General features: G+C 70.2%; 22 protein-coding genes. 11 read left to right on the top strand and 11 right to left on the bottom strand.

What is annotated here, in order from left to right; all coding sequences use genetic code 11:
• Positions 1-5 precede the first annotated feature (5 nt).
• The 4 genes from ACIBO2_RS57185 to ACIBO2_RS57200 form a co-directional block, all read right to left on the bottom strand.
• A complete protein-coding gene (locus ACIBO2_RS57185) occupies positions 6-1,394 on the bottom strand; it encodes a sugar porter family MFS transporter (protein ID WP_358549185.1) in 1,389 nt (462 codons plus the stop codon).
• 86 nt (positions 1,395-1,480) lie between these two features.
• Complete coding sequence (locus ACIBO2_RS57190) at positions 1,481-3,976, bottom strand: polynucleotide kinase-phosphatase (RefSeq protein WP_397305219.1); 2,496 nt, start codon at positions 3,974-3,976, stop codon at positions 1,481-1,483.
• Positions 3,973-5,424, bottom strand: a complete 1,452-nt coding sequence (locus tag ACIBO2_RS57195) for a 3' terminal RNA ribose 2'-O-methyltransferase Hen1 (RefSeq protein WP_358549190.1) — start codon at positions 5,422-5,424, stop codon at positions 3,973-3,975. The genes ACIBO2_RS57190 and ACIBO2_RS57195 overlap by 4 nt, the downstream gene beginning before the upstream one ends.
• Before the next feature lie 45 nt (positions 5,425-5,469).
• Complete coding sequence (locus ACIBO2_RS57200) at positions 5,470-6,384, bottom strand: LLM class F420-dependent oxidoreductase (RefSeq protein ID WP_358549193.1); 915 nt, start codon at positions 6,382-6,384, stop codon at positions 5,470-5,472.
• 135 nt (positions 6,385-6,519) lie between these two features.
• Between ACIBO2_RS57200 and ACIBO2_RS57205 the strand changes: the two genes are divergently transcribed.
• From ACIBO2_RS57205 to ACIBO2_RS57225, 5 genes are all read left to right on the top strand, one after another.
• Positions 6,520-7,647, top strand: a complete 1,128-nt coding sequence (locus ACIBO2_RS57205) for a histidine kinase (RefSeq protein ID WP_358549195.1) — start codon at positions 6,520-6,522, stop codon at positions 7,645-7,647.
• On the top strand, positions 7,644-8,789 hold the full coding sequence (locus ACIBO2_RS57210; RefSeq protein ID WP_358549197.1) for a histidine kinase: 1,146 nt from the start codon (positions 7,644-7,646) through the stop codon (positions 8,787-8,789). Before ACIBO2_RS57205 ends, ACIBO2_RS57210 begins: the two co-directional genes overlap by 4 nt.
• Positions 8,786-9,385, top strand: a complete 600-nt coding sequence (locus tag ACIBO2_RS57215; protein ID WP_358549200.1) for a response regulator transcription factor — start codon at positions 8,786-8,788, stop codon at positions 9,383-9,385. Before ACIBO2_RS57210 ends, ACIBO2_RS57215 begins: the two co-directional genes overlap by 4 nt.
• Before the next feature lie 40 nt (positions 9,386-9,425).
• Entirely contained in the window at positions 9,426-9,941 is a 516-nt protein-coding gene (locus ACIBO2_RS57220; protein WP_358549203.1) for a ricin-type beta-trefoil lectin domain protein, read from the top strand.
• Positions 9,942-10,003: 62 nt separating this feature from the next.
• A complete protein-coding gene (locus ACIBO2_RS57225) occupies positions 10,004-10,717 on the top strand; it encodes a hypothetical protein (RefSeq protein ID WP_397305220.1) in 714 nt (237 codons plus the stop codon).
• 85 nt (positions 10,718-10,802) lie between these two features.
• On the opposite strand, the gene ACIBO2_RS57230 is transcribed toward ACIBO2_RS57225, so the two are convergent.
• Positions 10,803-11,723 (bottom strand): LysR family transcriptional regulator, encoded by a 921-nt coding sequence (locus ACIBO2_RS57230; RefSeq protein ID WP_358549208.1) that lies wholly within the window; start codon positions 11,721-11,723, stop codon positions 10,803-10,805.
• A gap of 74 nt (positions 11,724-11,797) precedes the next feature.
• Between ACIBO2_RS57230 and ACIBO2_RS57235 the strand changes: the two genes are divergently transcribed.
• Both ACIBO2_RS57235 and ACIBO2_RS57240 read left to right on the top strand, forming a co-directional pair.
• The gene (locus tag ACIBO2_RS57235) at positions 11,798-13,375 is read left to right on the top strand and encodes an APC family permease (RefSeq protein WP_397305221.1); all 1,578 of its coding nucleotides are present in this window, start codon (positions 11,798-11,800) and stop codon (positions 13,373-13,375) included.
• A 5-nt stretch (positions 13,376-13,380) separates the two neighbouring features.
• Entirely contained in the window at positions 13,381-14,517 is a 1,137-nt protein-coding gene (locus ACIBO2_RS57240; RefSeq protein WP_397305230.1) for a MalY/PatB family protein, read from the top strand.
• Here ACIBO2_RS57240 and ACIBO2_RS57245 read toward each other — a convergent pair.
• Positions 14,514-14,645: a hypothetical protein gene (locus tag ACIBO2_RS57245; protein ID WP_358549213.1), complete on the bottom strand. Its 132-nt coding sequence runs from the start codon at positions 14,643-14,645 to the stop codon at positions 14,514-14,516. The two genes, ACIBO2_RS57240 and ACIBO2_RS57245, sit on opposite strands and share 4 nt — an antisense overlap.
• Before the next feature lie 39 nt (positions 14,646-14,684).
• Between ACIBO2_RS57245 and ACIBO2_RS57250 the strand changes: the two genes are divergently transcribed.
• Together ACIBO2_RS57250 and ACIBO2_RS57255 are read left to right on the top strand one after the other, a co-directional pair.
• Entirely contained in the window at positions 14,685-15,443 is a 759-nt protein-coding gene (locus ACIBO2_RS57250; RefSeq protein WP_358549215.1) for a GntR family transcriptional regulator, read from the top strand.
• A gap of 101 nt (positions 15,444-15,544) precedes the next feature.
• On the top strand, positions 15,545-16,066 hold the full coding sequence (locus tag ACIBO2_RS57255; RefSeq protein WP_358549217.1) for a hypothetical protein: 522 nt from the start codon (positions 15,545-15,547) through the stop codon (positions 16,064-16,066).
• A 124-nt stretch (positions 16,067-16,190) separates the two neighbouring features.
• On the opposite strand, the gene ACIBO2_RS57260 is transcribed toward ACIBO2_RS57255, so the two are convergent.
• From ACIBO2_RS57260 to ACIBO2_RS57270, 3 genes are all read right to left on the bottom strand, one after another.
• Positions 16,191-17,159 carry an aminoglycoside phosphotransferase family protein gene (locus ACIBO2_RS57260; RefSeq protein ID WP_358549220.1) on the bottom strand — a complete coding sequence of 323 codons (969 nt, stop codon included), beginning with the start codon at positions 17,157-17,159 and terminating at the stop codon, positions 16,191-16,193.
• A gap of 80 nt (positions 17,160-17,239) precedes the next feature.
• Positions 17,240-18,490, bottom strand: a complete 1,251-nt coding sequence (locus tag ACIBO2_RS57265; RefSeq protein ID WP_393463297.1) for a class I SAM-dependent RNA methyltransferase — start codon at positions 18,488-18,490, stop codon at positions 17,240-17,242.
• A 50-nt stretch (positions 18,491-18,540) separates the two neighbouring features.
• Positions 18,541-20,592, bottom strand: coding sequence for an APC family permease (locus ACIBO2_RS57270; RefSeq protein WP_358549225.1), 2,052 nt, complete (start codon positions 20,590-20,592; stop codon positions 18,541-18,543).
• Positions 20,593-20,695: 103 nt separating this feature from the next.
• On the opposite strand from ACIBO2_RS57270, the gene ACIBO2_RS57275 reads away from it, so the two are divergent.
• Together ACIBO2_RS57275 and ACIBO2_RS57280 are read left to right on the top strand one after the other, a co-directional pair.
• Positions 20,696-21,361 (top strand): TrkA family potassium uptake protein, encoded by a 666-nt coding sequence (locus tag ACIBO2_RS57275; RefSeq protein ID WP_357642478.1) that lies wholly within the window; start codon positions 20,696-20,698, stop codon positions 21,359-21,361.
• Complete coding sequence (locus tag ACIBO2_RS57280) at positions 21,361-22,020, top strand: TrkA family potassium uptake protein (protein WP_357642476.1); 660 nt, start codon at positions 21,361-21,363, stop codon at positions 22,018-22,020. The genes ACIBO2_RS57275 and ACIBO2_RS57280 overlap by 1 nt, the downstream gene beginning before the upstream one ends.
• Before the next feature lie 6 nt (positions 22,021-22,026).
• Here ACIBO2_RS57280 and ACIBO2_RS57285 read toward each other — a convergent pair whose 3' ends face one another.
• On the bottom strand, positions 22,027-22,698 hold the full coding sequence (locus tag ACIBO2_RS57285) for a DUF3159 domain-containing protein (protein WP_358549228.1): 672 nt from the start codon (positions 22,696-22,698) through the stop codon (positions 22,027-22,029).
• A gap of 4 nt (positions 22,699-22,702) precedes the next feature.
• The gene (locus ACIBO2_RS57290) at positions 22,703-23,089 is read right to left on the bottom strand and encodes an OB-fold nucleic acid binding domain-containing protein (RefSeq protein WP_214635894.1); all 387 of its coding nucleotides are present in this window, start codon (positions 23,087-23,089) and stop codon (positions 22,703-22,705) included.
• Between the last annotated feature and the right edge of the window lie 6 nt (positions 23,090-23,095).

The following is a 23,095-nucleotide window of genomic DNA, read 5'->3' on the forward strand; positions in this document are numbered from 1 at the left end:
GGAGGCTAGCCCATCTCCTCGAGCTTGCGCCCCTTGGTCTCCCTGACGAACTTGGCGACGAACAGGAACGACAGCACGGCGAAGAAGGAGTACATGGCGTACGTCAGAGGCAGGTTCCACTTCGACAGGGCCGGGAAGGTCACCGTGATCGCCCAGTTCGCGATCCACTGCGCCGAGGCGGCCACGCCCAGGGCGGCGGCCCGGATGCGGTTGGGGAACATCTCCCCCAGCAGCACCCACACCACGACACCCCACGACAGCGCGAAGAACAGCACGAACACGTTGGCCGCGACCAGCGCGATGGGTCCCTGCGGGGCGGGCAGGCTGAGCCCGCGGGCGTAGGAGAACGCCCACGCGGCCGTGCCCAGCGCGATGGCCATACCCGCCGAGCCGATGAGCAGCAGCGGCTTGCGCCCGATCTTGTCGACCAGCGAGATCGCGATGAACGTGCCGATGATGTTGATGACCGAGCTGGAGAAGCTGATCAGCAGCGAGTTGGCCTGGGTGATGCCCACCGACTGCCAGAGCACCGACGAGTAGTAGAAGATCACGTTGATGCCGACGAATTGCTGGAAGACCGACAGGGCGATGCCGATCCAGACGATCGGCAGCAGCCCGAGGGCGGGCCCGCGCAGCTCCTTGATCGTGGTCCTTTCCTCAGTCCTGAGGACTTGATTGATCTCCGCGACCCGGGCGTCCAGATCTACGTGCTCGCCCTCGACCTCGGTCAGCACTGTGCGGGCCTGCCTGATCCGGCCGACCGCGATCAGGTACCGGGGCGACTCGGGGATGGTCGAGGCGAACAGCAGGTAGAGCAGGGCCGGCACGACGCACGCGCCCAGCATCCACTGCCAGGCCTGCAGTCCCCACAGCGGGTTGTTGACGTCGCCCCTGGCCAGCCGGACGAAGGCGTAGTTGACCAGCTGCGAGAACGCGATGCCCAGCACGATCGCGAGCTGCTGGAAGGAGCCGAGCCGGCCTCGGTAGGCGGGCGGCGACACCTCGGCGATGTAGGCCGGGCCGAGCACCGAGGCCATCCCGATCGCGATGCCCGCCAGGATCCGCCAGAAGGCCAGGTCCCACAGGGCGAACGGCAGCATCTGCCCGATCGAGCTGGCGGAGAAGAGGATGGCCGCCACCTGCATGGTCCTGGTACGTCCCCACCAGTCGGCCAGCCGGCCCGCGATCCAGGCGCCGATGGCGGAGCCGAGCAGCGCGATGGCCACCACGATCCCGATCTCCACCGGGCCGACGTGGAAGTACTTCTGGATGCCGACGACAGCGCCGTTGATCACGGCGCTGTCGTAGCCGAACAGGAACCCGCCGATGGCCGCCGCCGCCGTGATGAAGACGACGTGGCCGAGGTTCTCCTGGTGGCCGGACTGAGTAGCCATGCGGGCCTCCTCCCCGAAATGGGGATTTACCCGCAGTCACTCCACGTACGGCCATGATTACTCAAAAACCACGATTACTTAAAAAACTAGAGCCGAGGGTCCACCGGCTCGGATTCCAGGGCGAGTACCCCGAAAACCGGCTCGTGGACCCGCCAGCCCGCGTCGCCTTCGGCCAGGCGCGACAGGGCCTCCAGGCCGAGCGCGTACTCACGCAGCGCCATGGACCGCTTCTTGCCGAGGAAACGCCTGCGCAGCACGTCGAGCGACTCGGTGTAGTCGGGGCCGTAGATGATCCGCAGGTATTCGCGGCCGCGTACCTTGACCCCCGGCTGGACCCGACCCGCCACGTACTGAGCGGGTTTGACCACCATGCCCTCGCCGCCCGCCGCCGTGAGCGACGACCACCACTCGACCGCCTCGGCCCGCGCCTGCGGCGAGTCGAGGGAGACGAACAGGTGCCTGGTGTGGGTGATCAGCGGCGAGTCCAGCAGGGCGAGTTTCGCCAGGTGCCAGGCGTGCGGCTCCAGCGCCGTGGCCCGGCCTTCGCAGGCCAGGATCTGGAACGGCGCCACCCGTACCCCCTCCAGGCCGTCGACCGGCCAGCAGTAACGCGCATAGGCGTCGCGGAACAGGGCAGCGTTGTCGGTGCGGCGTCGAGTGCGGGCGAGCAGCCCGCCCACATCCAGCCCGCGCCCGGCGGCCGCCTCCAGAGCCGACATGGCCTCGGGCAGCGCCGCCCGCGCGGCCGCGCCGACGGAGGCGTACTGGCTCCTGATCAGCTCGCCCGCCTTGGCCGACCAGGGCAGCAGCTCGCAGTCGAGCGCCACCCAGTCGGAGCCGAGCTCGGCCCACAGCGGCTCGCACGCCTCGCGCAGCCGGTCCACCAGCGGCGCCATGTCGTCGAAGAACGGGCGCCCGGTACGCGTGTAGACGGCGCCCGCGGAGCCGTCGGACACGCCGAAGCGGGCGGCGGCCACCTCGGGAGTTCTGGCGAGCACGGCGACGGCCCGCGAGCCCATGTGCTTCTCCTCGCACACGACCTCGCTCACCCCGGCGGCGGCGAACTCCTCGAACGCCTCGTGCGGGTGCTCCAGGAAGCCGTCGAGCGCGGAGGTCTCGGGCGGGGCCATGGTCGGCGGGAGGTAGACCAGCCAGCGCGGGTCCACGGCGAACCTGCTCATGATCTCCAGGGCGGCGGCCGCGTTCTCCTCCATCACCTTCACGCGGGTGCCGAACCGGGTCTCGATGTGCCTGGTGCCCTGGACGTCGCCGATGTCGAGCATGCCCGGGTCACGGGCGGGCCCGCCGCCGAGCGGCTTGACCGACTCGTACCAGACCTTCTCGGCGGGGACCGAGACCAGCTCGCGTTCCGGGTAGCGCAGCGCGGTCATCGTGCCGCCGAAGACGCAGCCGGTGTCGAGGCAGATCGTGTTGTTGATCCATTCGGCCTTGATCGTGGGCGTGTGGCCGTAGACGACCATGGCCCGGCCGCGGTACTCCTCGGCCCAGGGGTAGCGGACCGGCAGGCCGTACTCGTCGGTCTCGCCCGTCGTGTCGCCATACAGGGCGAAGGAGCGGACGCGGCCGGACGCGCGGCCGTGGTAGGCCTCCTTGAGCCCGGCGTGCGCGACGACGAGCCGGCCGCCGTCGAGCCGGTAGTGGCTGATCAGGCCCTCCATGAAGGTACGGGCCCGCTCGACGAACTCCGGCGGCTCGGCGGCGAGCTGGTCGAGCGACTCCTGGAGGCCATGCGCGACCTTGACCTTGCGGCCGTTCAGCGCGCGCACCAGCTTCGCCTCGTGGTTGCCCGAGACGCAGATCGCGGTACCGGCCGCGACCATGCCCATGACCAGGCGGAGCACACCCGGCGTGTCGGGGCCGCGGTCGACCAGGTCGCCGACGAACACCGCCGTACGACCGGCCGGGTGCTGAGCCGTCACCGCCCTGCCCTCGACGCGCTTAATCTGCCAGCCCAGGCTCTCCAGCAGCGTCTCCAGCTCCGAACGGCAGCCGTGGATATCGCCGATGACGTCGAACGGGCCGGTCAGCTCGCGCTTGTCGCTCCACGCCTTCTCGTACGACAGCTCCGCGTTCTCGATGGCCTCCAGGCCGCGCAGCACGTGCACCTTCCTGAAGCCGTCGCGGGAGATCTTGCCCAGCGAGCGGCGCAGGTCCTTGCGCTGGCGGATCACCACGCCGGGCCCGAAGTCGCGGTTGGGGCGGCCGGCGTTGCGCTCGATCGCCACCTCCTCGGGGGTGTCCAGCACGATCGCCTCGGCCAGCACGTCGTGCTTCTTGGCCAGCTCGATGAGGCTGCGGCGGGCGGGGTACTGGACGTTTGTGGCGTCGACCACGGTGAACAGCCCCCTGGCCAGGCGTACGCCGACGATGTGGTGCAGCAGGTCGAAGGCGGCGGGGGTGGCCGACTGGTCGTTCTCGTCGTCGGCGACCAGGCCGCGGCAGAAGTCGGACGAGATGACCTGCGTCGGCTTGAAGTGCTTGGCGGCGAATGTCGACTTCCCGCTGCCCGACACACCGACGAGCACCACGAGGGATAGCTCGGGAACGCTGATCGGGCTCATCGGGTGAACACTCCCATCTGGGTGGGCGGCCCGACCTCGGGGTCGTCGTCGCCAACGGGCTTGTAGGTGACCTGGTATCCGTACTGCTCGGCCACCCGCTCGGCCCACGCGGCGAACTCGGCGCGGGTCCACTCGAAACGGTGGTCGCGGTGGCGCAGTCCGGTCAGGAACTCGTAGCGGGGGTTGTACTCGATGTTCGGGGTGGTGACCAGCACGTGCTGGGGCCGGGCGTGGCCGAACACGACGCGTTCGAGCGCCGCCAGGCGCGGCGGGTCGACGTGCTCGACCACCTCCATGAGCACCGCGGCGTCATAGCCGGTCAGCCGCTTGTCGGTGTAGGTGAGCGCGCCCTGGAACAGCGTCAGCCTGGCCCGCTTGCCGTCGGGCATCCGGTCCAGCTTGAGCTTGCGCGCGGCGATGGTGAGCGCCATGGCCGAGACGTCCATCCCGGCGACCCTGGCGAACCTGGGCCTGGCCAGCAGCGCGCCGACCAGCTCGCCCTGCCCGCAGCCGAGGTCGAGCACGCTGGTCGCGCCGAGCTCCTCCAGGGTCTCCAGTACGGCCTCACGCCGCCTGACGTTCAGCGCCTTCGGCTTGACCTCCGGCGCCTCGCCCTGGGCCACGGCCTCGGCGGCCGCCGCCTCGTCGGCCGCGGTCTCCCCCGCCGCCGCGTCCTCGTCGACCGCGGGCTCCAGCTGCTCCTCGGTCTCGTCGCCCAGCTCGGCCAGCCGGGCCAGCGCCGTCCGGGCCAGCGCCCAGCGGCGGCCCAGGTAGCGGCGCATGATCAGGCCGCGCTCCGGGTGCCCGTACAGCCAGCCCTCACCGGCCCTGACCAGCTTGTCGACCTCGTCGGGCGCGATCCAATAGTGCTTGCCGTCGTCGAGGACGGGCAGCAGCACGTACAGGTGGTTGAGCGCGTCGGCCAGCCGGACGGTCCCGCTGAGCGTCAGCCGGACGTAGCGCGAGTCGCCCCACTCGGGAAAACCCTCGTCCAGGGGTACGGCCTTCGCCTCGACGGCCCAGCCGAGCGGCTCGAACAGCCGGACCGCCAGCTCGGGCCCGCCGCGGCAGGGCAGCGCGGGCAGCCGGATCTCCAGCGGCATCGGCCTGCCCGGCAGGTCCGGCCTGGCCTTGCAGCGCCCGGCCCGCGCGGTGCGGAAGACGTCGCCCAGGGCCACGGCCAGCAGCGAGGAGGCGGCGTAGGGCCGGTCATTGACGTACTGGGACAGGCTGAAGTCGGGCGAGTTCTTGCCACGTGACCGGACCAGCGCGATCGGGTCGACCTCCAGCAGCAGCGCCGCCGTGCAGCGCCCCTCGCCCGACTCCGGGTAGAAGACCGTGGCCGTGCCGAACGACCGGTCGAACTCCTGCACCCGATCAGGATGCTTGTGCAGGAGAAAGCCCAGGTCGGTGGCGGGTGTGGCGGTGGTCGTAATGGTCAGCAGCACGGGCCAAGTGTGCCGCAGGCCAACAAAGGGGCGCTAACGGTTATGTCAGACGTGTGGCAGTACCTCGGCCGCGATCAGCTCCAGGTGCTCCAGGTCGGACAGGTCCATGACCTGGAGGTAGACCCGCTCGGCACCGAGCTCGCCCAGCCGGCCGATCTTGTCGACCACCTCGGCCGGAGTCCCCGCGAGACCGCCCGCGCGCAGCCCGGCCAGGTCCTCCCCGATGGCGGCCGCGCGCCGTTCGATCTCGGCCTGGTCGCGGCCGACGCAGACGGTCTGCGCCGCCGACAGGAGCACGGTACGGCCGGTCTCCGCGCTCGCCTCCCGCACCCGGGCATATGCCTCGCTCGTGTCGGACAGCGTCCTGAACGGCACGTTGTACTCGTCGGCGAAGGCGGCCACCAGCCGGGGCGTGCGCTTGGCGCCGACGCCGCCGATGATGACCGGCGGGTGCGGGCGCTGGACCGGCTTGGGCAGCGCCGGGGAGTCGACGAGCCGGTAGTAGCTGCCCTCGAAGGAGTAGGTCTTCTCCGCCGTCCACAGCCCCAGGACGATCTCCAGCTGCTCTTCGAACCGGCCGAACCGCTCCCCCACCGGCGGGAACGGGATGCCGTACGAGCGGTGTTCCTCCTCGAACCAGCCGGTGCCGAAGCCCAGCTCGACCCGGCCGCCGCTCATCTGGTCCACCTGCGCGACGCTGATGGCCAGCGGCCCCGGCAGCCGGAACGTGGCCGGGCTCACCAGCGTGCCGAGCCTGATCGTGGAGGTCTCCCTGGCCAGCGCGGCCAGCGTGAGCCAGGCGTCGGTCGACCCGGGCCCCGGCTCTCCTTCTCCGATGCGCATGTAATGGTCAGACCGGAAGAACGCGTCGAAACCCAGCCGTTCCGTGGCCTGGGCGACGGTGAGCAGGTCGTCGTAGGTGGCACCCTGCTGGGGCTCAGTGAAGATCCGCAACTTCATAAGCCTCATTATCCGCTTACGTACCACCACACAATGGACGACACCCGGAGAATGCTCCCGCCGCATCCCGCCGCTCCCGCGACGGCCATAGGATTTTGTGAGCAGCGTGGCTTTTGTCGGCGAGAGAGGGGTGAGATGGCGACCCGTCCCGAGACGGCGAAGAAGATCCTCCTCTACTGGATGGACGCCACGGTCGCCCTGATGGGCTTCATGCTCTCGATGATGGTCCTCGCCTCGGCCCGCGAGGGGCGCATCTTCGTACCGCACGCGGTGGCCGCAGAGGTGTGCGTGCTGGCCGCGCTGGCGGTCCTCCCCCTGGTCCTGCGCGACGCCTACGACGACCGGCCGCGGCCCACGGCGAAGCTGGTCGCGGGCGGGCTGTTCGCCGCCGGCGCGGTGGCGCTCGTGCCGCCCTCCATCACCACCGCCGGGTCGTGGGAGATGGTCGGGTGCCTCTGGCTCTCGGCCCTCGCCCTCTACCTCCCGCTCCGGGCGACGGCCTGCGTGGGCGCCGCGCTGGTCGCGCTGACCACCTTCTATGTGTCGGCGGTCAGCGACCAGCCTTGGCAGTACCTCCTGATCTCCCTCACGGTGTCCGCCGTGCTGCTGCCCGCCACCATGAGGCTCTGGCGCTGGCTGTGGTGGACGATCAGGGAGGCCTACGACAGCCGGGAGGCCAAGGCCACCCTGGCCGTGTCGAACGAGCGGCTGCGCTTCGCCCGCGACCTGCACGACCTGCTCGGCCACAGCCTGTCCGTCCTCACGCTGAAGAGCGAGCTGGCCGCCAAGCTGGCCACCATCGACACGGGCAAGGCGGCGGCCGAGATGGCCGACGTACGCCGCCTGGCCGCCGAGTCGCTCGCCGAGGTGCAGGTGGCCGTGGACGGCTACCGGGTGCTCGACCTGGACGAGGAGCTCGCCGGGGTCCGCGCCGCGCTGGAGGCGGCGGGCGCGCGGTGCGTCATCGAAGCCAGGACCGACGACCTGTCCCCCGCCGCCCGTACGCTGCTCGCCTGGGCGGTGCGCGAGGGGGCCACCAACGTGCTCAAGCACAGTACGGCCACGCGCTGCGCGATCGTCATCGACGGTGGCGTGCTAGAGATGCGCAACGACGGTGTGCCCGGGCCCGCGACCAGCTGGGCGACCGGGGCCGGGAGCGGGCTGCGCGGGCTGGCCGAGCGCATGGGGGCCGCGGGCGGCTCGTTCACGGCGGCCACCACGCCCGCGGGCGAGTTCCTGCTGCGGGCGGCGGTGCCCGCATGAGGGCGGTGGGCGGCGGCCGGCTACAGCGGGCGAGCCAGGCGGGCGGCGGCCGGCTTCGGCGGGCGAGCCGGCTCGACAAGGTGCGCTGGCTGATCGTCTACAGCACCGACATCGCCAACCTGCTCGCCCTGATCGGGCTCTTCGAGCTGTACGCCCGGTGGAGTGCGGGCTTTCCCGCCGCCCTCACGATAGCGGCGGCCGTCCTGCTCCTCGTACTGGTCGGGCTGGCCACCCGCCCGTTCAGGATCGCCGTCAGGGGCGGCCGGCGGCCGACCGGGATCCTGGCGGTCGCCGGGGTCATCACGCTGCTCCTGACCGTCTTGGCGCTGGTCTGGGCGATCCCGGTGTGGCTGGGAATGCTCGCCCTGTTCGTCCGCAGGCGCACCATCCTCATCCTGGCCGCCGGGTCGATCGTGGTCGTCAACGCGTACGTCACGCTCGCGGTCGGGTTCCTGATCGAGGTCCTCCTCGTCCAGACCATCCTCACCGCCATCGTCAGCGGCGGCGTCCTGGCGAACCTGTGGCTGTGGCGCGTGGCCAGGGACGCCCACGAGGGCCAGGAGGCCAGGGCCAGGCTCGCGGTGTCGGAGGAGCGCCTGCGCTTCGCCCGCGACCTGAACGACCTGCTCGGCCAGAGCCTCGCCGACATCTCGGCCAGGGCCGGGGCCGCCTCCCAGACGCTGCGCGAGGATCCCTCGGCGGCGGCGGGCGAGATGTTCGAGGTACGCGACCTGGCCAGGCAGACGCTGCGCGAGGTGCGGTCCACCGTGCAGAGCTATCGGGCCGTGGACCTCGACGAGGTCCTGGCCAGCGTGCGGGCGGTGCTGGAGGCGGCGGACGTACGCTGCGTCGTCCGGGCGGACACGGGCTCGCTGACCGCCGAGACCCGCACACTGCTGGCCACCGTGGTCCGCGAAGGCGCGACCAACATCCTCAAGCACAGCAAAGCCGGACATTGCACGATAACGATCGAGGACGGGGTGCTGGAGATGTCCAACGACGGGGTCGACGGGCCGGTGAGCGACCACGCGCCGGACGGGCTCGGCGGCCTGTCGCAGCGGCTCAGCGCCGCGGGCGGCACGCTGTCGGCGGCGCCTACGGACGACGGCGCCTACCTGCTCAGGGCGGCGGTCCCGGCATGACGACGCGCGTACTGCTGGCCGACGACGAGCACCTGGTGCGCGGCGCCCTGGCGGCCCTGCTCGACCTGGAGGCGGGCATCGAGGTGGTCGCCCAGGTCGGCCGGGGCGACGAGGTGCTGACCGCCGTCGTCGAGCACCGCCCCGACGTGGCCGTACTCGACATCGAGATGCCCGGCATGGACGGGCTGAGCGCGGCGGAGCAGATCAGCTCCATGTGCAAGATCGTCATCCTGACCAGCCTGGGGCGGCCCGGCTACCTGCGCAGGGCGATGGCGGCGGGGGTGAGCGGCTTCCTCGGCAAGGACGCCTCGGCCGAGGAGCTGGCCATGGCGATCCGCAAGGTTCAGTCGGGCGGCCGCTATCTGGACGCCGAACTCGCGGCGGCGGCCATGGCCGCGGGCGACAGCCCCCTCACCGAACGGGAACGGGACGCCCTGCGCCTGGCCGACGACGGGGCCACGATCGCGCGGATCGCGGCCGAGCTGCACCTCACCGAGGGCACCGTACGCAACTACCTGTCCAGCGCGATGACCAAGCTGAACGCCCAGAACCGGCTCGAAGCCATCCGTACGGCTCAGCGGATGGGGTGGCTGTGAAGCTCATTCGCCGCTCGCGGTCTGGATAGCATGCCGACCCATGAGCAGACGGGCAAAGATCGCAAAGGTGGCCCTCACGGCAACCGTCCTGGCCGCCCTGACACCGACGGCGCCGGCGCTGGCGGACAGCGGCTACGTGATCAAAAACGTCTCCACCCTTATGTGCCTCACCATCGGCGGGGACAGCTCAACGCGGCGGATGGGCAACATCGCGCGGACCTGGGAATGCCAGCCCGGCCTCCAGGGCTACTTATGGAATCGCACTGCCCGCTCCCAACTCGCCAGCGCCGACTTTCACGGCAAGCTGTGCATCGATGCGCCCAAAGGCCCGCTCGTGCTCGTACGCCGCTGCGGGTCCGATCTCAAGCATCAGCGGTTGACCTTCTCCACCATCAAGACCAACTACGGCGACTGGTTTCTGATCAAGTGGACGGGCCTGTCACCGGCGACTTGCCTGAACAGCAACGACAAGGGCCAGGTCTTCGGCTCGCGCTGCGATCCGGGCAGCACGAACCAGAACTGGACGCTGGGGCCCCGGGTTCGTGTCGGCAAGTAGGCGATCGGCCGTGACGGCTCCCCTGAACAGGCGCGGTAACACCTAGCTCGGAGGATCACCTGATGTCAGATGGTGCGCAGGGGGCCGGCGGCGCGGACGACGCCTCAATGGACTACTACCTGATCTTCGCCGCGCCGGAGGACAGGGACCGTGGAGCGCCTCCCCTGGGGATCCTGGTCGAGGAGTTCGTCCTCTGCGCCGACTACACCGCGGCCGGTATCGACAGTGTCGAGTGGTCGGCGGGGGCCGGTGCCTGGCGCGGTTCGGCCACGACGAGCCGCGACATCCGTACCGACGCCCTGCCGCGTTCGCGGGTGATCCCGGTGAGCCGTCACGACGCGAGCGACGCTTACCAGGCGTGCGGCGGGGGCGAACTGCCGCGGGAGGCGGAGATCCGCTCCTTGCCTCGCGAACGCCAGCCGTTGCCGGCCGCCGCCCCGCTCGACCTGGGCACGGCCGGATCGCGCCGCTACCGCGTCCTGTTCGCCGGGGAACCGCGCGACCTGGGGAGCCTTCGCTCTGCCCTGAGGCTGGAGCCGGTCGAAGACCCCGCGGATCCCCTGGCCCGCGTGGTCGGCACGGCGACGGCGACCGCCGCGGGGCACGACTTCACCTGGGAATTACGGCGGATCGGTCCGGGAATCGCCTGGTGTCTCGATGTGACCGTACGCCTGGGAACCGGCCCGGAGGCCCCCATCGGGGCGCTGCTCCACCACCATCGACAGGCGATCCGCGGGCAATGCCTGATTCCCGTCACCATCGAAAGATTCGCCTGAACGCGCCGACACGGTCGTCTGGCTGGGCCTGCCGCGCCGCACCGGTGTCCTCGCTGCGGCGGAGACCGGGCCAAGGTACTGCCGATCAACCCTCCTCGAAGGCGGCGCGGAGTGCGGGGAGGTTGTCCAGCAGGGTGCGCACGCCGAGCCGGTCGGCGGTAGCTGAGGCGTAGACGAACTGCACGTCGACCCGCCAGCCGCCGAACCGTAGCGGCAGGAGCACAGTGTCACCGTCCCGGATCGATCGCGCTGCGACGAAGCGGGGGACTATGGCGACGAAGCCCGCGTCGACCGCCAGCCGGATCGCGGTCGACGGCAGGCCGGTGGTGTGGATCGGGGCGTTCAGTCCTCGGTCCGGATGTTCGAGGGAAGCGGCGAGTTCCTGGGCGTCACGACCCCACCGGTAGACGATGACGCCCGTTCCGCTGAGGTGTTCGATCCTGAGGCGTCTGCGTCCGGCGAGAGGATGGTCCCGATGGCACACCGCCACCAGCGCGGAGCGGTCGATCGGCTCGGACCGCAGCCCGCGCAACGGCACCTTGGGCATCACGAATCCGGCGTGGACGCTGCCGTCGACGAGGCGGCCGACGACCTCGCCGCTGTGCGCGACCCGGCAGTGCACGGCGATCGGTTCGCCCGCGACCGCCCGCAGCGCGGCGGGGAAGACGACGTCGCCGAGGCTCGCGGGCGCGGCGAGAACGAGCCGCTGGGTCTCGTGCTTCGCCACTCCGATGGCCGCCTCGTCGAGAAGGTCGAGACATCGCTGTGCGTAGTCGTTCAACCGCTCTCCGGCCGGTGTGGTGATGCTGCCCCGCGGGCCCCGCACGAGCAACGCGGTGCCGAGCTTGCGCTCCAGGGCGGCGATCCTGGCGCTGACCGACGGCGTCGACAGCCGTAGGTCGGTGGCCGCCGCGCCGAGGCTTCCCGTGCGGACCACCGTGGTGAACACGACCAGATCCATTGTCTCGATCTTGTGACCGGTGCCGCCGAAGCCGGGGACAGTCATAGGCACAGCCTAACCCTGGCCCCAGACATTTCAGGTCTACCTCAGCGATTCGGACATCATGGATAGTTCTGGGCATGACTCAGACGCCGTCGGCTGTTTCGCCGGGCGAGGATCTGCGCCTGCGGCGCGGGCTCGGCACCATCTCCCTTTCCCTGATCACCTTCTCCAGCGTCATCGGCTCGGGCTGGCTGCTCGCGCCGTACACCGTGGCCAAGGCGGCCGGGCCGGCCGCCTTCCTGTCCTGGACGATCGCCTCGGTCGCCACCGCCCTGGTGTCACTCGCCTTCATCGACCTCGCCTTCCGTCATCCGATGTCCGGCGGCAACGTCCGTTGGCCGCAACTGGCGTCAGGCCCACTGGTCGGCAGCGTGGTCGGCTGGGCGGTGTTTCTCCAGGCGGTCAGCGCCGGGCCGAGCGAGTCGACGGCGGTCGTGCAATACGCGGCCAAGTGGCTGCCTTGGGTGATGTCCGGCGAGTCGTTGAGCTGGCCGGGACGGCTGATCGCCGCCGGGCTGCTCGTGTTCTTCTGCACGCTCAACCTGTTCGGGATCAAACTGCTCGCCAAGGTGAACAACGTGGTCGCCACCATCAAGGTGGTGATCCCGGCACTTACCGTGATCCTTTTGCTGGCCAGCGGCTTCGACACGACCAACGTGGCGACCGGCGGCGGGATCGCGCCCTACGGCGTCTCGGCGGCACTCACCGCCGTGGTGGGCGGCGGGCTGGTGTACTCGTTCACCGGAATCAACGCCGCGGCCGTGATGTCCGGCGAGGCGAAGGATCCGCGCCGCACGGTGCCGAGGGCCACGCTGATCGTGCTGGCCGGGACGATCGTGCTGTACATGGGCCTGCAAGCGGTGATGATCTTCTCGTTGCCCAACGGGCTGCTCGGCAGCGGCTGGCACGGGATCAACCTCAGTTCGCCGCTCGCCTCGCTCGCCACTCTGCTCGGCCTGTCCTGGTTCGCCGCCGTGCTGCTCGCCGACGCGATCTTCTCCCCTTCCGGCAGCCTGCTGATCGGCATCGGTGTCAAGGGCCGCTACACCTACGGCGCGGCGCAGAACGGCCTGCTGCCCGCCGCACTGACGAAAGTGGACGCGCGGTTCGGCATTCCCCGGCGCGCGCTGCTGCTCAACGTCGGCATCGGCTCGGTCATCGTGCTCACCTTCGGGAACTGGAAATCCATCGCCAGCTCGCTGAGCTTCTACTACGGACTCTCCTATGCGGCCGTCTCGGTCGCGGTAACCGTACTCGCGGCGGCGACTCCGCCAGACCAGGGCTGGCTCCGAAGGTGGGCGATTCCGGTCGGCTTCACGTCCTTCGTGCTTTCCGGCCTCATTCTCTACTGGTCGACCTGGGAAAAGATCCGGGTCGCCGTGCCGTTGCTGCTGATCGGCTTCCTGATCTACCTCGTCCGAACAGCCAGGATGCGAGCGGCGGGCGGCTGGCTGGTGGGCTTCCTGCTCATGCTCGCGGTGCTGTCCGCGCTCGGCTCGTTCGAAGGGGCCGGCGTCGTCGCCGCGCCGTACGACTCCATTCTCGTCGGTGTGTTCAGCGCGGGAATCTGGTGGCTCGCGCACCGGTCCGGCCTGCGCCACCAGCGATCACTGGCAGCGGCCGCAACCTCACAAGACGTAAGGAGCATGGCTTGATCGAGATGGCGATCGACCTCGACTGGGACCTCGAGCGGTCCCGCGCCCGGCGGAACAAGCGGTGGTCTCAGTACGACCGGGACATCATCGATCTCACCGTCGCCGAGATGGATCTGCCGGTCGCCGGACCCGTCCTCGCCGCCGTTCAGGACGACGTGCGACGGCAGGCGTTCGGCTATCCGCTCGCCGACGAGCTCAGTGAGGTTCCCCAGGTGGCCGGCGAATGGCTCACCGAGGTGCACGGTCTCACGGTCGGCCCGGACCGAGTACGGCTGCTGCCGGAGCTGATGCGCGGCGTGACCATGTCGATCAGGCATCTGACCAGGGCGGGTTCGCCGGTGGTCGTGCCGACCCCGACCTACGGCCGGTTCTTCGACGCCATCCGAGTCGCCGGTCGCGAGGCCGTCGAGGTGCCGATGCGTATCGGAGAACGAGGCTACGAACTCGACCTCGACGGCATCGATCGGGCACTGCGCGCGGGCGCGGGCAGTGTCCTGCTCTGTCATCCCAGCAACCCAACGGGCCGCGTGTTCGATCGCGACGAATTGCGGGGCCTGGCCGAACTCGCCGCGCGGCACGGGGCGCGAGTGATCAGCGACGAGATCCACGCGCCGCTGCGCTATCACCTCGGTTTCACCCCGTACGGCTCGCTCGACGACAACGCGATCACTCTGATCAGCGCGACCAAGGCGTGGAACTTCCCCGGCCTGCGGTGCGGGCTGATCGCTTTCAGCAATCCAGACGACGCGCGACTCTGGCAGAGCCTGCCGAGGGCGGCGGTGGGCGGGATGAGTCCGCTCGGCATGACAGCCACCGTCGCCGCGCTCCGCGACGGCAGGCCGTGGCTGCGCGAGGCAGTCCGGTTCCTGGACGGCAACCGGAAGCTGGTCACCAACATGCTCGCCGACCTGGACATCGGATACATGGAGCCGGACGCGGGTTTCCTCGCCTGGCTCGACCTGCGCCGGTTCGGGCTCGCGGACCCGGCGGCCCACCTGCTGGACCGGACCAACATCGCCACCACCTCGGGAGCCGATCACGGAGCGTCGGGGGACGGCTTCATCCGGCTCAACTTCGCGACTCCGCCTGACGTGCTCACCGATGCCCTTGATCGAGTCATCAACTGCCTGGTCGGCCGCTAAGCGGTGCCCACGGTCAGCAGGTTGCCGGTGTGGAGGTCGCCGCGGAACCAGACCGGGGGCGCCCGCGCGACGCCGGCCCGCGTGGCGCGATTCCGGTCTGCCAGTCGATGAGCGGGCGGGACGGTCATGACATTAAGCTGATCGGGTCCGGCACAGGAAGGCCGCCCATGGCTCAGCCGCTCTACCAGCGGATCGTGAACGACTACCGCGAGGCCATCGAGTCCGGCAGGCTCCGCCCCGGCGAGCTCCTACCATCCGAACCGGAGCTCATCGCCCGATATCACGCCAGCAAGAGCACCGTCGGCAAGGCCATCGCCGCCTTGAAGGCGGAAGGGCTGGTGTTCAGCCAGCGCGGTCGCGGCGTCTTCGCCAGGCGCCGGCCCTCGGTTCGGCGCATCGCGTCTGAGCGGTATCGCGCGGACATGGAGCCGCAGGACACACCGCAGACGTCCTTCACAGCCGAGCAGGGCATCGCCTGGCAGGACTACCGGCTCGACCGGGCGTATGAGTGGATCGAGGCGGACGAGCGCCTGGGCGAACTGTTCGGCGTCGCGGTCGGGACGCGCGTCCTGGAGCGGCGCTTCGTCTTCCACGCCAAGGGAGAGCCGACCCAGATGTCCCGGCCGTGCCTGCTCGCCTCCGATGTCGAGGGCACGCCGGTCGCCGACCCCGATCGCGAACCGTGGCCGGGCGGAACCATCGCCCAACTGCGCTCCATCGGCATCGTCGTGGACGACGTCCAAGAGAGCGTCTCGGCGCGGATGCCCACGCCGGAGGAGACGACCACGTTGAGCATCGGATCCGGGGTGCCCGTGTTCGCCATCACCCGCCGCATGCTGGCCCAGGGCCGCGTTGTCGAAGTGGCCGATCCCATCGTCATCCCTGCCGATCGGGCGATTCTCGACTACCAGATCAAGCTCGGCTGACCCGGCCCCAACCCTTGAGCTCGCGGTCCGGGCGGCTTCGGTCGGCGGATTCGTGGTCGTCCCATCCAGCACCCGATTCCGCGCGCCGTCAAACTAGGACGGTGAACAGGATCATCGTCTGCGGCATCTCCGGGTCGGGCAAGACGACGCTCGCCAGGAAGCTGACCGCCCGGCTCGGCCTTCCCCGACACGAGCTCGACGCCCTGCATCACGGGCCCGGCTGGGTCAAGCGGCCGGAGTTCGAGGCTGACGTGGACGAGTTCAGCCGGGGCGAACGGTGGGTGACCGAGGACCAGTACCACCGCTCTTTGGGCGACCTCCTGTGGCAGCGCGCGGACACGGCCGTCTGGCTGGACCTGCCGCGCCGCACCGTGATGTGGCGGGTCGTACGCCGCTCACTCGGCCGCGCCATCACCCGGCGCGAGCTGTGGAACGGCAACCGGGAAGACTGGAGCTCCTGGCTCGAACCCGACCACCCGATCCGGTGGGCGTGGACACACCACCAGCGCCGCAGAACGCAGACCGCCGACCTCGTCACCCGCCATCCGGAGGTGACGGTGATCCGCCTGCGTACGGCACGAGCCGCGAAACGCTGGCTCGGCGACCTGCCCCCGAAGGCGTGAGCCCGCCTACCCGATCAGGTCGAAGGCCGGCCGGGGCTCGATCTTGGCCAGCCGTGCGGCGCCCGCCCGGCTCGCGGAATCTCACCTTCACCCACTCACCTCTTGAGCAAAGGCCGGACAGACGCTAGCCGATGAGGGCCTCGGTGATCTGGCGGGTGGTCTGCGCGGCGACCCGGGGGTTGGTGGCGGCGTAGGAGGTGTAGGCGTTCAGGCCGGTGGCGAGTGCCCAGCCGCGGCCGCGGGTCCAGGTGTCGTCATCCACGCCGAGCGCCGCGCGGAAGGCGGTCCGGCTCTCGGCCGACATCAGGGTGAAGGCGATGGTCAGGTCGCAGGCCGGGTCGCCGATGCCAAGCTCGCCGAAGTCGATGACCGCGCTGAGGCGGCCGTCGGCGGTCAGCAGGTTGCCGGTGTGGAAGTCGCCGTGGAACCAGACCGGAGGGCGGTCCCATCCGGGTACGCTCAGCGCCGCGTCCCACAGCTCGGTCATGGCTGCGGCGTCGAAAACGGCACCCAAGCCAGTGTCGACCGCGGCTCCCGACGCCGCTCCAGACGCCACCCCGGACACGACCCCAGACGTGGTGCCCACCTGCGCGATGGCGGCCCGCGTGGCGCGGTCCCGGTCTGCCAGTGGTCGCCCGGTGAGGTCCTCCCGGGCACTCGCGGCCGGAATGTCCCCGGGCGCGAATCGCTGAAGGGCGGTGAGGAACTCCGCCAGTTCGACGGCGGCCTCTGACGAGGAGGCCAGGGTCTCCACGGTCGCCACCTCGCCGTCCAGCCAGCGCGACACCGCCCACGGCCAGGGATAGCCGTAGCCGGGCTCACCCACTCCCACCGGCACCGGGATGGCCAGCGGCAGGTGCGGGGCGAGCCGGGGCAGCCACTCGTACTCCTTCTTGGCCTGCCCGATGGCCCCGGTGTGGCGGGGCAGCCGGACGGACAGCTCCTCGCCCAGCCGGTAGATCACGTGGTCCGAGCCGGCCGGTTCGAGCAGCTTCAGGGGCAGCTCGGCCCACTGCGGGAACTGGGCATCGACCAGGCGTCTGACCAGTGCGGCGTCGATGAGCGGCCGGGTGTGCGTGCTCGCGCTTGCCAAGACCAGCTCCAGGGATCGGCCCATGAGGACGTGCGGTGGATGGAGGTCTGCTTCCCATCACGACGATGCTGGGAAGGACGTCATCCCCTTGCCAGCAGGGCCACGCACTCCACATGATGGGTCATCGGGAAGGCGTCGAAGGCCCGCAGGTCGACCAGCCCGTAGCCGTCGTCGCCGAACCAGGCCAGGTCTCGGGCCAGCGTCGCCGGGTCGCACGAGACGTAGACGATCCGCGAGGACTCCAGCGCGGTGATCCGGTGGACCACGTCGCGTCCCAGCCCCGACCGGGGCGGATCGACGACGACGATGTCGGCCCGCTCGATCTGGAACCGGTCCAGCGCCTCCTCCACCCGTCCCCGTTCCACCCGGGCCTGCGGCAGGTCGCGCAGGTTGGCGCGGGCGTCGCGGACGGCCGACGCCTCCGACTCCAGGCCGAACACCGCGCCCTGCTCCCCCACGCCCTCCGCCAGGCCGGCGGCGAACAGGCCGACCCCGCAGTAGAGGTCCAGCGCCCACTCCCCCGGCTCCGGCGCGGCGTAGGACAGGACGGCGTCCAGCAAAGTCTCGGCGGCGCCCGGGTGCACCTGCCAGAAGCCGCTGCCCGCCACCCTGAACTCGCGGTCGCCCACCTGCTCGCGCAGCACGCCCGAGCCCTTGCGCGGGACGGTGTGGCCCTTGCCCTGGTCGAGCAGGATCGAGGCGGGCGCGTCGAGGTCGGGCACGGTCACGCTGCGCCTGGGGCGCGGCCTGACCACCACGGCCCGGTCGCCGGTCGAGGAGGCGATCACCTCGACGGCGGACGCGCCCTGCCACTCGCGCTGCTCGGCGCCGACGGCCTCCACCTCCGGGTGCGCGATCAGGCAGGCGTCGACCACCTCGATGTCGTGCGAGCGGTGCCTGCGGAAGCCGAGCTCGCCGCTCGGCCGGGCGGCGAACTGTACGCGGGTGCGCCAGCCGAGCCCGTCCTTGGCGCCCGGCACCTCCTCGACCACGATCTCGCGCTCGATGCCGGCCAGCCTGCTCAGCTGCTCGGCCACCACGGCGGCCTTGAGGCCACGCTGGGCCTCCTGGGTGGCGTGCTGCCAGTCGCAGCCGCCGCAGCGGCCGGGGCCCGCGTAGGGGCAGGGCGGGACCACGCGGTCGGGCGATGGCTCCAGCACCCGCACGGCGTCGGCCCGGAGGAAGCGGGTCGTCTCCTCGGTGACCTCGGCGATGACCCGCTCGCCGGGCAGCGCGTGGCGTACGAACACCACGCGCCCGTCATGGCGCGCCACGCACCAACCGCCATGGGCGACCGGACCTACCGTCAGCTCGAGAGATGCCTGTTCCACACGGACACCCTATGCCCTGACCGGCACTGCCACTTTCCGGACTTAGCCCGTTACGCGGAGTGGTCTCCGGCCTTGACCTGCTTCTTGACCACCTGATGTCCCGCCCGGCGCGAGGCACCCGGGGCGGCCGGCTCGGGGCGGCCCTTGAGCCGATCGGAGGAGTGGAGCTGCCACGGCACGCTCGTCACCATGACGCCCGGCTTGAACAGCAGCCGCGCCTTCAGCCGCAGCGCGCTCTGGTTGTGCAGCAGGTGCTCCCACCAGTGCCCGACGACGTACTCGGGGATGAACACGGTGACCACGTCGCGCGGCGAGCGGCGGCGCAGCGTCTTGACGTAGTCGAGGATCGGCTGGGTGATCTCCCGGTACGGCGAGTCGAGCATCTTGAGCGGCACCGGGATGCCCCGGCGCTCCCACTCGTCCTGGAGCTGCCGCGCCTCGGCGCCCTCGACGCCGACGGTGATCGCCTCCAGCGTGGACGGCCGGGTGGCGCGGGCGTAGGCGAGCGCGCGCAGCGTCGGCTTGTGGATCTTGGAGACCAGGACGATCGCGTGGTTGCGCGCCGGCAGCGTCGACTCGTCGTACTCCTCGGTGATCTCCAGCTCGGCCGCCACGTTGTCGTAGTGGCGCCTGATGGCCTTCATCATGAGGAACAGGATCGGCATCGCGAAGCACACGATCCAGGCGCCGACCAGGAACTTCGTCAGCAGTACGACGACCAGCACCAGCCCGGTCATGATGCCGCCGAAGAAGTTGATCACCCGCGAGCGATGCATCTGGTGCCGGATCTTGGGGTCGGTCTCGGTCTTGAGATGGCGGGTCCAGTGGATGACCATGCCGATCTGACTGAGCGTGAAGGAGACGAAGACGCCGACGATATACAGGTTCAGCAGGCGGCTGACGTCGGCGTCGAAGCCCCACAGCAGCAGGCACGCGCCCAGCGCCAGGATGACGATGCCGTTGGAGAAGGCCAGCCGGTCGCCGCGGGTGTGCAGCTGGCGCGGCAGGTAGCGGTCCTGGGCCAGGATCGAGCCCAGCACCGGGAAGCCGTTGAAGGCGGTGTTGGCGGCCAGGAACAGGATGAGCGCGGTGACCGCCGAGATGATCACGAACGGCAGCGAGCCGCCGCCGAAGACCGCGTCGGCCACCTGCGAGATGATCGGCTGCTGGTAGTAGCCGGGCCCGACCGGCTGCCCGTCGGGCCCGTGCAGGTCCGTGGCCACCACGGACGGCTCGGCCACCTTCACGCCCGAGGCCAGGCCCAGCGCGATGATGCCGCCGAACATGGTGATGGCGACCAGGCCCATCATGAGCAGCGTGGTGGCGGCGTTCTTGCTCTTGGGCTTGCGGAAGGCGGGCACGCCGTTGCTGATGGCCTCGACGCCCGTCAGCGCCGCGCAGCCGGAGGAGAAGGCGCGCAGGATGAGGAAGGCGGCGGCGAAGGTGGTCAGGTTGGTCTGCTCGGCGTCGATGGTGAACCCGGCGCTGGGCGCCTGCAGCTCGTCGCCGAGCACCAGCAGCCGGAAGCCGCCCCAGGCGATCAGCCCCAGGACCGCGATCATGAACGCGTACGTCGGGACGGCGAAGGCGGCCCCCGACTCGCGCAGACCGCGCAGATTGACCACGGTGAGCAGGACGACGATGACGATGGCGACGGCCGGCTTGTGCTCGCCGACGAAGGGGATCGTGGCGCCCACGTAGTCGACGCCGTTGGCGACCGACACCGCCACGGTCAGCACGTAGTCGACCATGAGCGCGCTGGCCACGGTCAGGCCGGCGTTCTTGCCCAGGTTGGTGGTGGCCACCTCGTAGTCGCCACCACCGCTGGGGTAGGCGTGCACATTCTGCCGGTACGACGCCACCACCGTGAGCATCACGACCACGACGGCGATCGCGACCCATGGACTGTAGGCGTAGAACGACACTCCGGCCAGCGACAGGATGACCAGAATCTCCTGCGGCGCGTACGCCACAGAGGACAGGGCGTCGCTGGCGAAGACCGGCAGGGCAATGCGTTTGGGCAGCAGCTGCTCGTGGAGCTGGCCGCTGCGCAGCGCCCGGCCCACCAGCACGCGTTTGACAAGATCCGTTACCTTCGCCACGTTACGAGATGCTAGCCCCCCGCTGTAGGGGCGCCGACGTTGCGCTCCCTTATCGCGCCATACTGGTGTCGAGCAACCGGCCGACCGCGAAGTGCGGGGGAGTATGCATATAGTGATCATGGGATGTGGCCGGGTCGGTTCGACCTTGGCTCACATCCTCGAGGACAACGGCCATACGGTCGCGATCATCGACCGGGATCCGCAGGCGTTTCGCCGGCTGCGGGCCGGTTTCCGGGGGCGCCGGGTGACCGGTGTCGGATTCGACCGCGATGTGCTCACCGAGGCGGGCATCGAGTCCGCTTCCGCGTACGTGGCGGTCTCCAGCGGCGACAACTCCAACATCATCTCGGCGCGGGCGGCGCGCGAGACGTTCGGCGTCGACAATGTGGTGGCCCGCATCTACGACCCGCGGCGGGCCGAGGTCTACCAGCGCCTCGGCATCCCGACGGTGGCGACCGTGCGATGGACCGCCGACCAGATCCTGCGCCGCATCCTGCCCGAGGGCGCCGAGCCGCTCTGGCGCGACCCCACCGGCACTGTGGTCCTGGCCGAGGTCGCCGCGCACACCGGCTGGATCGGCACCCGGGCCGTCGAGCTGGAGGAGCGGGGCAGGGTCCGCGTCGCCTACCTCAACCGCATGGGCGAGGCCCTGGTCATCGCCGACGACACCGTGATCCAGGACGGCGACGTGCTGCACGTCATCGCCACAGAGAGCGACATGGACCGGATCAACAAGGTGCTCGCGGCGGCACCGGAAGAGGACCACTGATGCGCGTCGCCATCGCCGGAGCGGGGGCCGTGGGCCGGTCCATCGCGGCCGAGCTGCTGGAGAACGGCCACGAGGTCCTGCTGATCGACATCGACCCCAGGGCCATCAAGATCGACAGCGTGCCACGGGCGGAGTGGCTGCTGGCCGACGCCTGCGAGATCGCCTCGCTCGATGAGGCGGGGCTCAACAACTGCCACGTCGTCGTCGCCTCCTCCGGGGACGACAAGGTCAACCTCGTGGTGTCGCTGCTGGCCAAGACCGAGTACGGCGTGCCGCGCGTGGTGGCCAGGATCAACCACCCCAACAACGAGTGGCTGTTCAACGAGTCGTGGGGCGTCGACGTGGCGGTCTCGACGCCGCGCCTGCTGAGCGCGCTGGTCGAGGAGGCGGTGAGCGTCGGCGACCTGGTGCGCCTGATGACCTTCCGTCAGGGGCAGGCCAACCTGGTCGAGCTCACCCTGGCCGAGGACGCGCCCGTGGTGGGCCAGCGGGCCGGCTCGGTGCCGTGGCCCAATGACTCGGCGCTGGTCGCGATCCTGCGCGAGGGCCGAGTGCTGGTGCCGACCAACGACGACCCGCTCGAGGCAGGCGACGAACTCCTCTTCGTCGCCAACCAGGAGGTGGAGCAGGAGCTGGCGCACCTGCTCTCACAACACTGAAAAACGTCAGGCGGGGGCGACCGGCGACTTGATCGGCGTTCGCCCCTTGCCGAGCAGCCACAGCATCGCGCCGAGCGCGGCCACCTGGAGCGGCCAGCCCATCGCGATCTTCGCCAGGCCGAGGGCGGCCACGGCCTCGTCACCGCCGCCCAGCAGCCACACGGGCAGCTGCACGGCCACCCTGACCACGCACGGGAGCATCAGCAGCCAGGTGAGCTTGACGCAGAGCTTCACGATGCCCGGATCCTTGTGCCAGGCGGTGGGGTCACCGGTGACCGAGCCGATCAGGAACCCGACCACGGGCCACCGGGTGACGATCGACAGCAGCATCGCCACCGAGTAGCCGGCGTTCCACAGGATGCCGGGCAGGAAATAGTCCTTCGCGTCGCCGGTGCGGCTGGCGAAGAACGCGCCGATGGCGATGCCGATCAGGCTGTTGATCACGAACTGCGGCGTCGACCGCTGCGCGATCCTGGCCAGCAGGAGCAGGACCGCCAGCGAGATGCTGACGATGAGCGAGGTCTTCAGATCCTCGCTGATGATCCATGACAGCGTGAACGCGATGGTCGGCACCGCCGCCTCGATGATTCCGCGCACTCCCCCGAACGCCTTGGCGAGCTGGGCTCGCACCGCCGCTTCCACGGTGTCGTGGGCGACCTCTTCCGCCTCAGCACTCACCTGATCAACTCCCTGGGCGCAGCTCGTATCGAGGATTGAACATCACCTTGCGCCCGTCCTGCATGCTGACCAGGCCTTCGGCCTTGACGGTGCGCCCGGGCTCGATGCCCGCGATCTTGCGGCGGCCGAGCCACACCAGGTCGATGACGTCGGACCCGTCGTAGAGCTCGGCCTCAAGGGCGGGCGCGCCGCCCCTGGGTCGCAGTGTCACGGTACGTAGCGTACCGGCCACGCAGAAGCGGCGGCGGCCGCCACACGAGACGATCGGGGTCGCGCCGACCTCGTCGACGTCTTCCCGTAGTTCCTGGGCTTCGATTTCGGACTGGGTGGAGGCCAGCCGACTGAAGAACCCGCGCAATCCCCCGCGTTTGGGGGGCTCTGCCGTACTCATGATGAC

The organism is Nonomuraea sp. NPDC050022 (assembly GCF_044460705.1).
In the GTDB taxonomy this organism is placed as follows: Bacteria; Actinomycetota; Actinomycetes; order Streptosporangiales; family Streptosporangiaceae; genus Nonomuraea.

What these genes read in the sequence shown, in the direction of transcription:
- ACIBO2_RS57185 (WP_358549185.1), bottom strand. Translation starts at nt 1,394, where the DNA reads ATGGCTACTCAGTCCGGCCACCAGGAGAACCTCGGCCACGTCGTCTTC.
- ACIBO2_RS57190 (WP_397305219.1), bottom strand. Translation starts at nt 3,976, where the DNA reads ATGAGCCCGATCAGCGTTCCCGAGCTATCCCTCGTGGTGCTCGTCGGT.
- ACIBO2_RS57200 (WP_358549193.1), bottom strand. Translation starts at nt 6,384, where the DNA reads ATGAAGTTGCGGATCTTCACTGAGCCCCAGCAGGGTGCCACCTACGAC.
- ACIBO2_RS57205 (WP_358549195.1), top strand. Translation starts at nt 6,520, where the DNA reads ATGGCGACCCGTCCCGAGACGGCGAAGAAGATCCTCCTCTACTGGATG.
- ACIBO2_RS57210 (WP_358549197.1), top strand. Translation starts at nt 7,644, where the DNA reads ATGAGGGCGGTGGGCGGCGGCCGGCTACAGCGGGCGAGCCAGGCGGGC.
- ACIBO2_RS57215 (WP_358549200.1), top strand. Translation starts at nt 8,786, where the DNA reads ATGACGACGCGCGTACTGCTGGCCGACGACGAGCACCTGGTGCGCGGC.
- ACIBO2_RS57220 (WP_358549203.1), top strand. Translation starts at nt 9,426, where the DNA reads ATGAGCAGACGGGCAAAGATCGCAAAGGTGGCCCTCACGGCAACCGTC.
- ACIBO2_RS57225 (WP_397305220.1), top strand. Translation starts at nt 10,004, where the DNA reads ATGTCAGATGGTGCGCAGGGGGCCGGCGGCGCGGACGACGCCTCAATG.
- ACIBO2_RS57230 (WP_358549208.1), bottom strand. Translation starts at nt 11,723, where the DNA reads ATGACTGTCCCCGGCTTCGGCGGCACCGGTCACAAGATCGAGACAATG.
- ACIBO2_RS57235 (WP_397305221.1), top strand. Translation starts at nt 11,798, where the DNA reads ATGACTCAGACGCCGTCGGCTGTTTCGCCGGGCGAGGATCTGCGCCTG.
- ACIBO2_RS57240 (WP_397305230.1), top strand. Translation starts at nt 13,381, where the DNA reads ATGGCGATCGACCTCGACTGGGACCTCGAGCGGTCCCGCGCCCGGCGG.
- ACIBO2_RS57245 (WP_358549213.1), bottom strand. Translation starts at nt 14,645, where the DNA reads ATGACCGTCCCGCCCGCTCATCGACTGGCAGACCGGAATCGCGCCACG.
- ACIBO2_RS57250 (WP_358549215.1), top strand. Translation starts at nt 14,685, where the DNA reads ATGGCTCAGCCGCTCTACCAGCGGATCGTGAACGACTACCGCGAGGCC.
- ACIBO2_RS57275 (WP_357642478.1), top strand. Translation starts at nt 20,696, where the DNA reads ATGCATATAGTGATCATGGGATGTGGCCGGGTCGGTTCGACCTTGGCT.
- ACIBO2_RS57280 (WP_357642476.1), top strand. Translation starts at nt 21,361, where the DNA reads ATGCGCGTCGCCATCGCCGGAGCGGGGGCCGTGGGCCGGTCCATCGCG.
- ACIBO2_RS57290 (WP_214635894.1), bottom strand. Translation starts at nt 23,089, where the DNA reads ATGAGTACGGCAGAGCCCCCCAAACGCGGGGGATTGCGCGGGTTCTTC.